Origin of the sequence: Flavobacterium sp. FlaQc-47 (genome assembly GCF_044006475.1) — a bacterium.
In the GTDB taxonomy this organism is placed as follows: Bacteria; Bacteroidota; Bacteroidia; order Flavobacteriales; family Flavobacteriaceae; genus Flavobacterium.
The window spans coordinates 138068-152039 of sequence record NZ_JBIPCQ010000004.1 but is presented as its reverse complement, the minus strand read 5'-3'; the positions used below and the strand labels follow the sequence as shown (position 1 = coordinate 152039).

The window sequence follows — 13972 nt, the reverse complement described above, 5'->3', positions numbered from 1 at the left end:
AATCCATGGAAATATCATACGGTAAACAAATTTTAATAAATGATATAGATTCAATAGAAATTGATTTATTTTTTTGTGTCGAAAATCATGAAAAAAGATCATACGCTTTACTTGATAAACTGCAAGTAACCCACAAAATTAATACTTCAATAGTATTGTGTTACAAAGATGAAATTTGTAAAACTAAAAAAGAAGGTGTAAAAAAAATTAGAATAAATAACCATTCTGAAATTTATAAATTATTAGATAAACTTTTTAAAGAAATTACAAAAGAGAGCATAACTATCGTTATCGATTATTCATGTATGACCAAATCATGGTATTATTCAATTATTTTATATTTAAAAAATAAAGAGATTGAATTTCAAAAAGTTTCCATTCTTTTTAGTTACACGCCTTCAAAGTATAATGAACCTAAAGAACCTAAACCTAATAAAGAAATTGGACCATTACCAGGAAAGTACATAGTACCTACAGATAAGCCAAAAGCACTAATAGTTTGTCTAGGTTACGAACAAAATAAAGCAGAAGGTATTATTGAACATTTAGACCCAAAACTATCTTACCTATTTTATACTAAACCTGCTTCAGAAAATAAGTTTGTTAAAACATTAGAAATTAATAATTTTAATATTTTAGAAGAACGGTCTAACTATACTCGTACTTATCCTTTTAATGATTTATTGTTTCTTGAGAGAGAATTAACTTCTTTATATTTCACATTAAGAGATGATTACAGTATTATCATAGCTCCACTTGGACCCAAACCCTTTACTTTTATATCAATGCTCATGTCAATCAAATATCCTGATATCGATATTTGGCGGGTAGGTTCTGGCAATGATATAAATGAATATTATAATGAACCAATTAATGATAAGTCATTTATAATTTGTGAAGTATTATTTGAACAGTAAATATTAAGATATCCAAAATAATCCTAAAATTGTAATGTAAGAAGTAAATATATTTATTCTTATCTTAGTCCTATGGGGAAAATGGTGCTAACTCATTTAAACCTGATATAAAACAGCTTCAATAAATCTAATTTCGGTTAGCTTTATGACATCACTTTTCTCTACAAAACGTACAATACCGCTTTTGTTTTAGTTTACGGTTTTCCGTAATCAGTCTCATTATTATGTTGCAAAATAATTCTTTTAAAAAAGATATTGCTAATGTATGTATACCTTTTTTAAATTTCATTAAGCATCTTTTTTTTATGTATTGTCGAATATATCACTATCAAAAAAATCTTTAAGTGTAATTCCTAAAGCTTTACAAACTCTGCCGATAGAATAAATGGTCATTCCTCTTCCAATCTCCAGTTTTTCCCATGCCTGAAAATTTTGTCTATCTATCTCAACATCTTTCGATAGATTAGACTTATTTTGGCTTGCTTTTTCTCTTAACTCTTTAAGCCTTAATTTAATCTGATCTCGTAAAATTATATCCTCTGGTCTTAAATTTCCCATATAGCAATTTCATTTTTTTTTATATTTTTAGTGTAATGCATTTGCATTACATATTTTTTTTCTATACTTTTGAATAGAATTATTAAATTTGCGATACTTCATTTGAAAATATTTGAAGCATTCGCTTTGAATCCTGCTCCTTAAAACTGGTAATTTTCGTACGCGCAGGACGATAAGTGTAAATGCTCACGCCTTAAAGGGCGTGGGCTCACTTATTCGCGTACGGGTATACCAGTACCTTAGGAGCAATAAGCTGAGTACCTGCCCTTTTTATTTTTAAGCAAATCCTTCAGCTTTCATTCATAGCACCAATCTTCATTGTTTTTTTAAGTCTCGTAAAACTCTAATTAGTTTAACTAACCAAAATTTAGTGCCCATGATTTAACAAAAATGGTAGTAGATACCATACAACATTCAACTTACAGCATAAAAAATGACCCTCTACTTCGTCTCGCAAACTAGTATAGAGGATCATAGCTAATTCAACCAATGTTTCAATTAACCAATCCAATATTATGAATAATTTTTCATTTTACAAGGATGGGAAAGGTCTTTATTGCCTATTTTTTATATGGCTTTGTTTTTCTTTTTCATCTATTCATGCCAAATCTTACAATCGGAAGAGCATTTCTGTTTTTCAACAAAACCAAATTCAGGGAATCGTCGCCGATGGCAGTAATCCTTTGCCCGGGGTAACCATTGTTATTAAAAATAAATCAGGTGTTTCTGCAATTTCAGATTATAGCGGTCAGTATAGTATTTCTGCCTCAGCTACCGATACCTTAATCGTTTCGTTTATAGGTTTTAAAACTGCCCTCGTGCCAATAAAAGGGCGTAAAACAGTAGATATTCAATTGATTTATGACACTACAACCTTGCAGGAAGTTCGTGTGAATGCAGGATATTATTCTGTAAAAGAAAGTGAGCGTACCGGAAGCATTGCCAAAATATCGGCAAAAGACATCGAGAAACAGCCTGTTACCAATGTACTGGCCACCATGCAGGGGCGAATGGCAGGAGTGGATATAATTCAGGATTCAGGAACACCCGGTGGAGGCTTTCAGATAAAAATAAGAGGGATCAACAGTCTGCGTGAAGAAGGTAATCAGCCATTATATATTATTGATGGGGTTCCTTATTCCTCCGATATTATTGGGTACAGCAATACCACAACAGGAATTCCGACCCCGACAAGCCCTCTTAATAATATCAATCCCTCTGACATTGAAAGTGTCGAGGTTTTAAAAGATGCCGATGCCACTGCTATTTATGGCTCCCGTGGAGCCAATGGCGTTGTACTGATTACCACTAAAAAAGGAATATCAGGAAAAACCCGTGTAACAGTTACTGCCTCATCAGGATTTGGACAGGTAACCAAAATGATGAACCTGATGAATACTCCACAGTATCTGCAGATGAGAAGACAGGGATTTGCCAATGATGGTATTACTTCTTATCCTGCTACAGATTATGATATCAACGGAACTTGGGATCAAAGCAGATATACCGACTGGCAGAAAGAACTATTAGGAGGAACCTCTGTTATGACCAACCTTCAGACATCCCTCTCGGGAGGTTCCGATCTGACACAATATTTGCTAAGCGGAACCTATCATACAGAAACAACTGTTCTTCCCGAAGATTTTGGATACGATAAGGGAGCAGTTCATTTTAATATGAACCATGCCAGTGAAGACAGAAAATTTAAACTTACTTTTTCAACCGGTTACACCTTCCAAAATAATAAACAGGCAGCAACAGATCTTACCCGTACTGCCAGAAACCTTGCGCCGAATGCTCCGGCTTTATATAACCCTGACGGGAGTCTGAACTTCGAAAACAGTACCTTTCAAAATCCGCTTGCGGCACTTCGGGCTGTAACTACCGCCAAAACAAATGATCTTGTAGCCAACAGTGTGATCAGCTATGAATTCAGACCGAACTGGGAACTTAAAGTCAATCTGGGATTCACGGATCTAAAAAATGCAGAACAGCGATTACTGCCTTCTACCATTTATGATCCTGCTTTTAAAATCGGCAGCAGCAGATCATTGATGTATTCCAATCTTACCTCAAGACAATCCTGGATTATCGAGCCTCAGCTTCGCTGGAACCATGAATTTGAAAGCAGTAAACTCGATGTTTTAATTGGTGCTACGGCGCAGCAGCAAAACTCCTCAAGATTATACCAATATGGCCGTGGTTTTACAAGCAACAGCCTAATTACTGATATTGCATCGGCAACAACAAAATCAATTTTCGTAAGCGATCAGACCATTTATAAATATCAGGCTTTCTTCGGCAGGATCAATTACAACTGGGAGGAGAAATACATTTTGAACCTTACTGCCAGAAGGGACGGTTCAAGCCGATTTGGTCCGGGAAAACAGTTTTCAGTCTTTGCAGCAGCAGGAGCTGCCTGGCTGTTCTCAAAAGAAAACTTTTTAAAAGAAAGCTCTTTTCTGAGTTTTGGAAAACTTCGTGCCAGCTATGGAAGTACCGGAAGTGACCAGATCGGAGATTACCAATATTTAGACACCTATGTGTCTTCGGGACAAAGTTACAACGGCATCATCGGTATGGATCCGACACGCCTTTACAATCCAAATTTCAGTTGGGAAATCAATAAAAAACTCGAAGCGGCAATTGAAACCGGTTTTTTCAGGGATCGTATTTTCCTTACCGCTGCCTGGTACCAAAACAGGTCTTCAAACCAGCTCGTTGGAATCCCGCTTCCCGGTACCTCCGGATTCAGTTCTATAAATGCCAATCTGGATGCAACTGTTCAGAATTCAGGTTTCGAATTTACCCTTCGTACTGTAAATTTTAATGCCGGAGCTTTTAAATGGTCTACAAACTTTAATATATCACTTGCCAAAAACAAGCTGATTTCCTTTCCCGGACTCGAAGGATCTACCTACTCCAACAACTACGTAATAGGACAATCTACAAACATTGTAAAAGTTTACCAGTACAAGGGAATTAATCCACAAACCGGATTATATGAAGTTGAAGATGTAAATAAAGATGGTCAAATTACTTCGTTGGAAGACAAAAAAACGATAGCTGATCTGACTCCAAAATATTTTGGAGGTTTGGAAAACCAGCTTCAATACAAAAACTGGCAGCTTGACTTTCTCTTTCAATTTGTAAAACAGCAGAATTACAATTACACTTCAAATGTACCGGGAGGCAGTCCAATAAACCAGCCCTTGGAGATGACTAGTGCATGGACACAAGTGGGTGATAAAGCTTCTTTTCAAATTAATACCTCCGGGCAAAATGGAGATGCTGTAAATGCCTATTACAATTACATTGACAGCAATGCCGGAATTGTAGACGCTTCCTATGTAAGACTGAAAAATATAGCCCTGAGTTACGATCTTCCATTGAACACAATAAAGGGCGTTCATTGCAGAATATCGCTTCAGGGGCAGAATATGCTGACCTTCACGTCATACAAAGGCGGTGATCCTGAATTTAAATACACCGGTTATCTTCCTCCTCTGAAAGTATGTACAGCAGGAATCCAGCTCACTTTTTAACTTAACACGTAAAGCCATGAAAAATATACTTAAAATACCACAGGTTCTCTTTTTTAGAGATAAGAATCGTTTAAGTCATTATCAATTCTTGCTCCTTGCACTGTGTACTCTTTTGGGCTCCTGCAATGACTTTGTGGATGTGGACATTCCTAAATCCCAGCTTACAGCCCAGGCCGTTTTTGAAGATGTCGCAACAGCCAATGCTGCTATGGCCGGAGTATATACCAAAATGCGAAACAGTGGAATACTAGCAGGAGACGCAACGGGTATTTCCTGCTATCTGGGTTTGTACGCCGATGAATTTGACTATTATCAGCAAAATGCCGTGAGCAACTTTTACAACAACTCTTTATTTGCTGCAGACTTGGGAGTAAATGATATATGGAATCAAAGTTATAACCAAATATATTCTGCCAACTCTATAATTGAAGGATTAAATAAATCCAATTCCATTACTGAATCCGACAAAAAACAGCCTCTGGGAGAAGCCATTTTTATAAGAGCCCTGTTACACTTCTATCTTTTAAATATCTACGGGGATATCCCGTATATCACCACAACAGATTATTTGCAGAACAGCCGGGTTTCAAGATTATCTGCAGATCAGGTTTACCAGTATATTGTAAAAGATCTGAACCAGTCCATTACATTGCTCTCGGAGAATTATATCTCAACTGATCGCATTCGTCCCAACCGAAGTACAGCCCAGGCTCTTCTGGCAAGAGTATATCTCTATATGAAATTATATCCCGAGGCGTCCAATGCTGCATCGGCAGTGATCAATAATCCGCTTTATATAGGAGAGAGTGATTTAGATAAAATATTTCTAAAAACAAGTAAGACCACCATTTGGCAGTTTATGCCCTCAGTAGCCGGGGCCAATACATCAGAAGGCAGTCTCTATATTTTTACAGCAGGACCTCCGGCTATTGTAGCCCTTAAACCTGAATTTATAAATGCTTTTGAGAGCAATGATCAAAGAAAAACACACTGGACTACAGAGGTCACAAACGACGGAGCAACATGGTATTATGCTTCCAAATACAAACAGGAATCCAGTACACCTACTTCGGTGGAATACTCCATCTTGTTTCGAATATCAGAGCAATATCTTATCCGTGCAGAAGCCAGAGCCTATCAGGGAGATTTAATTGGTGCCAAAGAAGATTTAAACATCATTAGAAACACCGCCGGGCTTTCCAATACAACCGCCATTAGCGCAGAAGAAATTGTGAAAGATGTTCTCAATCAGCGCCGTTTTGAACTCTTTACTGAATTTGGACAACGTTTTTTTGATTTGAAACGAACCGGAAAATTAAATGAAACTTTATCCGCTTCTAAGCCCGGCTGGAGTGCAACGGACAGTCTCTGGCCAATTCCAGTTCTGGAACTAAATGCCAATCCAAATCTAAAACCACAGAATCAAGGATACTAAATAACACGTTATGACCAATCTCTTTTTAATAAAAAGAAGCATTAACGTTTCCATTTTGAATTGGTTGCTTTTGCTGTTAACCTGCCCTTTAACGGGGCAGGTGCAGCAAAAAAAACACCTTAAGGAAAGCGATTATATCAAATGGGGAACTCTAAATGTAAAGGCTCTTTCTGATGACGGAAACTGGGCGAGTTATCAGATGTCTTATGAAAACCATCTCGATACTTTGTTTGTACAGAACACTTATACAAACAAAACCTTCTCTTTTGCCGGCGCTCAGGACGGCCATTTTGCAGGGAAAAACATATTCACGTTTTTACAGCCTGAATCCCGCTTAAAAATTCTTACCCTTAAAATAGGCAAACTCAAAACAATTGAAAATGTCAAGCGCTATGAACTGGCATTGGACGGAAAGTACATCCTTACTTTTGATCAGGATTATGCAAAGAAAAGTCTTTTGAAAATTAGAAATGATAAGGGAGAAATAAGGGACAGTCTAAATGACATTTCAGAGTACTCCTTAAGTTCCCGAAAAAATGCCCTGCTCTATACAAGCAAAGTCAAAAACCAAATTGAAGTGGGGATAATCCGGTTTCAGCCTTACTCCAGATATATTGTATCAAAAGACAGTATTGGCAAATTCTGCAATTTAGTCTGGCAGAATAACGCCGAATCAGCCGCTTTTCTCCATGAAAAAGATTCTGTTTCAAAAGAGTTCGCTCTTAATTATTTCAGGATTGCTGACAAGAAGCTTTTCTCTTTTGAGTACAACACGCAAGTAGGATTGCCAAAGCAGCTGACTGTTTTTAATAATACCTCATTATCGATTTCTCCAGATGGAAAAAAAGTGTTTTTTATGGAGATTAAAAAAAAAGAGCCCAATGTAAAAAAAGATTCAAAAACAGTAGAAATCTGGAATGGAAATGATAAATGGCTCTTTATAGATAAACAGCGTATAGAAAGTAAAGCAGGGATTCCTAATCTGGCGCTCTGGTATCCCGAAACTAATGGATATTCGAGAATAAATAACACTGAACTGCCAAATTTTATGCTGACCGGCCAGCGGGATTATGCTGTTCTTTATGATCAAAATGCGTACGGTCTGCAGTCCAAATATTATGACGAAGTAGATTACTATCTCAAAGATCTGAAAAATGATACCCAGAACCTGATTCTGCAAAAACAATCTTGTGATCCCAGCCAAATAGGATTTGAACCACTCAGTAACAAAATACTTTATTATAAAGAGAAAAATTGGTGGATTTTCGATCCTTTGCAAAATACACATATCAATCTTACAGGTAAGATTACGACTTCATGGGATAACAGCACAGAATCTTCTGCCCCTCATCAGTTTATGGTCTATGGAAACCCTGGCTGGAGTTTGAATGGAAATAATATTTTACTCTACGATGCGTATGATATCTGGCTTACAGGAACAGATGGTTCTGTATCTATCCGGCTCACCGAAGGCCGTGAGAAAAACATCGTTTACAGGATCGCATCCTCTGAATTCAATAACAGCTCACAGCTCAGTTATAACGGGAGACTGCAGGCATCTTTTGATATGTCCAAAGATTTGATCCTCTCTGTTGAGAATAAACAAAACCATTCAACTGGTTATTGCGTTTTAAACATCCATTCCGGTATAAAACCAATTGATTATGGTTTTTATGATTTGAGCGAAATACAAAGAAGCCCCAATAACACTTATCTGTACAAAAAACAGACCTATGATCAGGCACCATGGCTGGAAATTAAAAGAAAAAAAGATAGCAAAGCTGCTGTTTTATTTGCTTCCAACAAACAGCAAAAAAATTATTTGTTTGGTAAATCCGAGTTGCTCTATTATGAGAGTGTAAAAGGGGAAAAATTAAAAGCTGCCCTATTTTTTCCTGCTGATTTTGATCCTTTAAAAAAATATCCGATGGTGGTTCATATCTATGATAATATGTCTAAAGAAATCCACAAATATGTCAATCCATCTTTACTAAACAGTGAGGGTTTTAACATCACAAACTATACTCTTAACGGCTACTTTGTATTATTGCCCGATATCCAATATGAATTAGGAAATCCAGGTATATCAGCCTTGACCAGCGTGACTGCAGCAGTAGAAACTGCTACGAAAAAAGGTTATGTCGACAAGAATAAAATTGGTTTGTTTGGACACTCCTTCGGAGCGTACGAGACTAATTTCATCATTTCTCAAAGCAATCTTTTTGCAGCGGCTGTATCAGGGGCGGGAGTCAGTGATGTTATCGGAGCTTATTTCAACATCAGCAAAAATGGTGTTTTTCAGTCCGACATGTGGCGCTATGAAAGCCAGCAGTTCCGCATAGGAAAATCTCTGTACGATGATAAAGAAAGTTACTCTAGAAATTCTCCTATTTTAAATGCTCAAAATGTAAAAACACCATTGCTTTTATGGACAGGTAAAAACGATCGAATAATTCCATGGAACCAGAGTATTTCCTTTTATTTAGCCCTTAGAAAACTTAGGGGTAGAAATATTATGCTGGTCTATCCTAACGAGGATCATTCCCTTGAATATCCTGACAATCAAATTGATCTTAGCAATCGAATGATGCAATGGTTTGACTACTTTTTAAAAGATGATCTTAGACCTTCGTGGATTACCAAAGGAGTATCTTATAACTAAAAAATAATGCAGTTTCTATAAGTAGAAACTGCATTACATTTTAGGATTAATTTGATTCATTTAATTGCGGTGCAATTGCATAGTACAGGACTCTGCGGATTCCTTTCCATAAGCTGTAAAGCTGCCGCTAAGACACGTTGGACCTGCTCCTGGGCTACAGTTAACCTGTACTGGCTGACAGTCATCCACTGCCGGATTGTGAATGTAAGCAGTAATTAAAACATCTGCTTTACTCTCTTTTGCAGTATTGGTGCTAACAGCACCGGCACTAGCCAAAACAAATGCAGCCACAGGCAGTACAATTGCTTTCAAAATTGTAGTTTTCATAATCTTAAAATTTAAATTAATAAAATTTGATCTACTCTTTTCTACAGGTTTTCGATCATTACTCCTGCTACCGGCCGGTATCTTTTAAACTCATTATTAAGTCACTTTTTAAATTTTGATTTAAGGTTTTTTCCGTATCCATATTTGAGCAGATAATGTCCCGAAATGATATACATAGATGAATCGGTTGCAAAAAAATTGTTCATGCGAAAGCCTTCTTCATCATACACGTAAAAACTTAGTATATAATGCTGTTTTGATATATCATATACATCAACAGCTGTGGCATGTTTCCATACATCATTTCCTTCATATCTGCCTCGCAGCAGGGAATTGACAAAAAGCAGATTATTACAAAGTGCGGTATGCCGGTTGACCATATGTGGCGGTGCCGCAAGCTTAGTATCTCCCGATTGCTTTAGCTTTACCACTTTCAATTTTGCTTTGCTGGTGGTATCAATAGTATTAGACCGATATTGAAGTTTTAAATTTTCATCCACTGCGATATACTCGTTGCGGTAGTAATAAACATAAATCAATTTACGCAGCGATCTGCTGTATTGCATTGTTCCATCGGTATCAAAAATACCATCAATCTGTTTCTCTAACAACTCCTGATTATATTGTATCTCTGAACAAGTGTAATCATTAATTAAGCCCAGAATATTTTCCCCTGTATACTGCTTTTGAGTTCTGATGAATGCCTGTTTGTCATCACTGAAAATAATATCTGAAAATCGAAATTTACCATCACTTATTACTTTTGCTTCCCATGTAGAAATAAACCCTCTGTAAATTACCGGAACACTCCCGTCAATAACATAAAAATAAGGAGGATTTAGGCGGACTTCAACAGCCCTAAATTTGAAATTCTCACGATCCAATGTAATGGTATAACTCTTTTTGTTTTTGAAATCGGAATCCACTTCTAAGATTTGAAGCGGAGCCATTCGATTGGCTAAATATATTTTATCCTTATCGGTACCAATAATATAATACGAAAAATTCCTTAAGTCAATTCGATCAGTTTTTGCTGCACTGGCATTTGGAAAGCGACGAATAAAGGGATTTTCTTTTTCCATGATATCTTCTGACAAAAGAAATAATACTGCTACGAAAACAACACCCGCTAAAATGACAACTATGAGTGGTATTACAGTACGATTAGTTTCAGATTTTAGTCTTATGGCAGTAATGGCTAGAAATATAAATCCAAGATTAAAAATTAAATGCGCTTTCCATCCTAACTTTTCTAAAATGCCTCCGCAGGAGCAGGGAATAAAAGAGCTGAAATTTAAAATGATTACAATATAAGCGGTAAATATACTCATCAAAACTACTGCGCCCCATAAACCAAAATACCTTGATCTGGGAACACTTATTAAAATTGCTATAACAAGTTCTATTACAATTACACTAATTGAGAAAAAATCAGCATAAAGGCTTAAAATTGGAGACTGTCCAAGTTGAGTTTGAAAATTCTCAAAGTCTAATAATTTGCTCAAAGCCGCATAAACAAAAAGAAGAATGTACAGAAGACAAATTGACTCTATAATAACACTTTTAATATTGATCTTTGATTTCATTTTTTTGCACGTTTAGTAAAAAAAATAGAACTTTGAACTATCAACATCATCTGAAGATTCTTTACCTTTTTATATGTCAGTCATGTTGATTTAGTACTAGGATAAATAATACACTATACTAAATTTCCTATTCGTTTTGTTCAGAGTCATATCCAAAGCAAAATTACAATGAACAGTAAGTGTGATTGTTATCAAAAACAAGCGAAGATTTTTCAATAACAATCAATCGTAGTTAAAAAACAGAATAAGTTGCAGATTATAATGAAAAGATGCCACAAGAAAAATGAATTTCTAATGGCATCAAGTAATTGTTGATTTTTAAATGTCACTATTTTATTACATCACCAAGGACACTAAGTTTTTCACTCAGTTCAATCAGTCCTGCTTTTTGTAAACATTCCTCTCCTAAGAGTTTTAATTCCTGTAGGTTTTCTTCTTGAATACTTGTCATAAGAATCGATGGTTTATCATTTTCCTTAGCAGATAATCCACGTTCAATAACATGGTTTAATAGTAATACATTTTTTCGTGAAATTTTCAAATCAATCTTCACTACATCATTCATGCTTGGGATACTCAGTACAGTATCAAACACCTTGGCCACATCATTTGTTGTCATAATCTTCACGTTTTTAATTAGTAATTTATTTATACAAAGGTATAAAGCCGATATTAAAGTGTCATGGACATAATATGTCCATCATAGATAAAATCCATTTCGCCTACTTAATTTTGTCTCTGAATTAAACAACAAAGATCAAAATGAGCAATCAAAAACCTTCCTTAAAACAGTCAGGATTTTGTTGTTTTAAAATTCGTTTATTGCTTTGAAAGAGCACGTTTTCAATCTAAGAATCGGAAGATAAATTGGCATTATAGCTGCCCCGTTACAGTAGTTCCAAGTTCTATGAAGTGTGCACTTTCCTTGAATTCTAAAAATAAAAATGAAATAGATTTTAGAAAAAATATTAAAAATTTAATGGCTGTCTTTATAGTGTATTAAGTTCTATGAACAATACAGTTAAAACGTCAAATTGTCCAAAAAGAGGTAATAGTTGGATATTTTAAATTTTTAAAATCTTAGAAAATACTAGAATGTTTAAAGAACATTAAAGTATTAGCAGGATTGCCACGTTCCTGCAATCGGCAAGATGTCCTGTTGTTAAACAACAGCCTTCTTGCTGCTCTACACTCGGAACTCGTGAGCAGTGATACTGAAAGGATAAATTAAGGTTTGATAACAATGAAAAAGAGAGATGATGAAAAGAGAAAATTCAAACAGAACACGCATTGTCGGGTTGAGGTTTACACCTAAAGAGTATGCGAAAATTGAGAAAAAATGGAAAGCTAGTACTTGCCGCAAGCTGAGCGATTACATTCGCAGACACCTATTTGAGAAATCTATAACCACTACTTACAGGAATCAGTCTTTGGATGATATGATCCATGAAATGACCCAGTTGTTCAGGCAATTAAACGGCATTGGAAACAACTTCAATCAGGCAGTTAAAAAACTGCATACCCTAAATCAAATTCCGGAATTTAAAGTATGGATTATAAGCGCTGAACTGGATAAAAAGATCCTTTTTGACAAGATGGATGAAATCAAAAACTGCATCCGGAAAATCTCGGAAAGATGGTTGCGATCATAAAGACCGGTCATTCCCTTCACAAGGTTTTCTATTACAATGAAAACAAAGTAAAAGAGCGTGTAGCAGAATGTATAGGTGCCGGAAATTATCCGATTGATGTGGATAAAATGGGAGTTACTGTAAAGCTGAACCGGTTTTTGAAACAGCTGGAACTAAATGAAAATGTAAAACGAAACAGTGTACATATTTCAATCAACTTCGACCCATCCGAAAATTATTCCAAGGAAAAATTATTGGACATCGCGGATACTTATATGGAAAAAATCGGATTTAGCCAGCAGCCTTATTTGGTCTATCAGCATCATGATTCCGGGCATGCGCACATCCATTTGGTTTCCATAAATGTTCAGAGGGATGGTACACGAATTGACATGCAGAATATTGGAAAAAATCGATCTGAACCGGCAAGAAAAGAAATCGAAGAACGCTTTGGACTTGTTAGGGCACAAAGCAATAAAAATAGTCCGGATTTTCAGCTAAAGCCAATCATTTCAGGTAAGATTCAATACGGGCGAAGCGAATCAAAAAAAGCTATTACAAATGTACTGGCTCAGGTACTTTCATCGTATAAATATACCAGCCTTCCGCAGCTCAATGCGGTGCTCAAACAATACAATGTTTTAGCAGACCGGGGCAATGAAGATTCAAGAATGTTTAAAGCAAAAGGATTAATGTACAGGATACTCGATGAAAATGGAAAACCTGTTGGAGTCCCCATAAAAGCCAGTCTCTTTTACAACAAGCCAACACTGAAATTTTTAGAAGAAAAATTCGCGTCCAATACCAAAAATGAAGTCTCAGATATAAGAAGGGTGAAAAACGCCATTGATATGGCATTTTTAAGAACAAAAATATCACTTAAAGAATTAGTTCAGTTACTGGAAAAAGAGGGAATCAATACTGTTTTCAGAAAAAACGCAGAGGGCTTACTTTATGGTATTACCTACGTTGACCATACCACAAAATGTGTTTTTAACGGCAGTACACTCGGGAAACAATACAGTGCTAAAGCAATAGAAGAACGCTGTGCATCCATTAATCCGGCAGAGCAAAAAATGACAAATTTGGTTAGTGAAAAATTACATGAAATCACATTTGAAACACCAAAAGCAGAAATTATGGCATCGCTTTTTGGAGATGATTTTATAGATAACAAATATGTAGGATCCAGCACAATAATGGGGCAATTAGCAGAGATGCTCACGCAAGCTGAACAGACAGCTAATTACCTACCATACGAGCTGAGAAACAAAAAGAAAAAAAGAAGAGGGCAGTCTAATAATCGTTAAA

10 protein-coding genes are annotated in these 13972 nt (G+C 36.0%); 6 read left to right on the top strand and 4 right to left on the bottom strand.

The genetic code is table 11. The features are described 5' to 3' along the window. Nucleotides 1-5 precede the first annotated feature (5 nt). Nucleotides 6-917 carry a hypothetical protein gene (locus ACHRVX_RS13885; protein WP_395333161.1) on the top strand — a complete coding sequence of 304 codons (912 nt, stop codon included), beginning with the start codon at nucleotides 6-8 and terminating at the stop codon, nucleotides 915-917. Nucleotides 918-1220: 303 nt separating this feature from the next. Here ACHRVX_RS13885 and ACHRVX_RS13880 read toward each other — a convergent pair whose 3' ends face one another. Next, the gene (locus ACHRVX_RS13880) at nucleotides 1221-1475 is read right to left on the bottom strand and encodes a helix-turn-helix domain-containing protein (RefSeq protein ID WP_395333160.1); all 255 of its coding nucleotides are present in this window, start codon (nucleotides 1473-1475) and stop codon (nucleotides 1221-1223) included. A gap of 515 nt (nucleotides 1476-1990) precedes the next feature. On the opposite strand from ACHRVX_RS13880, the gene ACHRVX_RS13875 reads away from it, so the two are divergent. From ACHRVX_RS13875 to ACHRVX_RS13865, 3 genes are all read left to right on the top strand, one after another. After that, nucleotides 1991-5020: a SusC/RagA family TonB-linked outer membrane protein gene (locus tag ACHRVX_RS13875; RefSeq protein WP_395333158.1), complete on the top strand. Its 3030-nt coding sequence runs from the start codon at nucleotides 1991-1993 to the stop codon at nucleotides 5018-5020. Nucleotides 5021-5159: 139 nt separating this feature from the next. Next, entirely contained in the window at nucleotides 5160-6455 is a 1296-nt protein-coding gene (locus tag ACHRVX_RS13870; protein ID WP_395333155.1) for a RagB/SusD family nutrient uptake outer membrane protein, read from the top strand. A 10-nt stretch (nucleotides 6456-6465) separates the two neighbouring features. Further along, nucleotides 6466-9117 (top strand): alpha/beta hydrolase family protein, encoded by a 2652-nt coding sequence (locus ACHRVX_RS13865; RefSeq protein WP_395333153.1) that lies wholly within the window; start codon nucleotides 6466-6468, stop codon nucleotides 9115-9117. A 60-nt stretch (nucleotides 9118-9177) separates the two neighbouring features. Here ACHRVX_RS13865 and ACHRVX_RS13860 read toward each other — a convergent pair whose 3' ends face one another. From ACHRVX_RS13860 to ACHRVX_RS13850, 3 genes are all read right to left on the bottom strand, one after another. Then, nucleotides 9178-9444 carry a DUF6520 family protein gene (locus tag ACHRVX_RS13860; protein ID WP_395333151.1) on the bottom strand — a complete coding sequence of 89 codons (267 nt, stop codon included), beginning with the start codon at nucleotides 9442-9444 and terminating at the stop codon, nucleotides 9178-9180. A gap of 101 nt (nucleotides 9445-9545) precedes the next feature. Further along, a complete protein-coding gene (locus ACHRVX_RS13855; RefSeq protein ID WP_395333149.1) occupies nucleotides 9546-11030 on the bottom strand; it encodes a DoxX family protein in 1485 nt (494 codons plus the stop codon). A gap of 328 nt (nucleotides 11031-11358) precedes the next feature. Further along, on the bottom strand, nucleotides 11359-11649 hold the full coding sequence (locus ACHRVX_RS13850; RefSeq protein WP_395333146.1) for a hypothetical protein: 291 nt from the start codon (nucleotides 11647-11649) through the stop codon (nucleotides 11359-11361). Nucleotides 11650-12289: 640 nt separating this feature from the next. On the opposite strand from ACHRVX_RS13850, the gene ACHRVX_RS13845 reads away from it, so the two are divergent. Then, a complete protein-coding gene (locus tag ACHRVX_RS13845; protein ID WP_395333144.1) occupies nucleotides 12290-12682 on the top strand; it encodes a plasmid mobilization protein in 393 nt (130 codons plus the stop codon). After that, nucleotides 12667-13971: a relaxase/mobilization nuclease domain-containing protein gene (locus ACHRVX_RS13840; RefSeq protein ID WP_395333142.1), complete on the top strand. Its 1305-nt coding sequence runs from the start codon at nucleotides 12667-12669 to the stop codon at nucleotides 13969-13971. Before ACHRVX_RS13845 ends, ACHRVX_RS13840 begins: the two co-directional genes overlap by 16 nt. Nucleotide 13972: the final 1 nt, after the last annotated feature.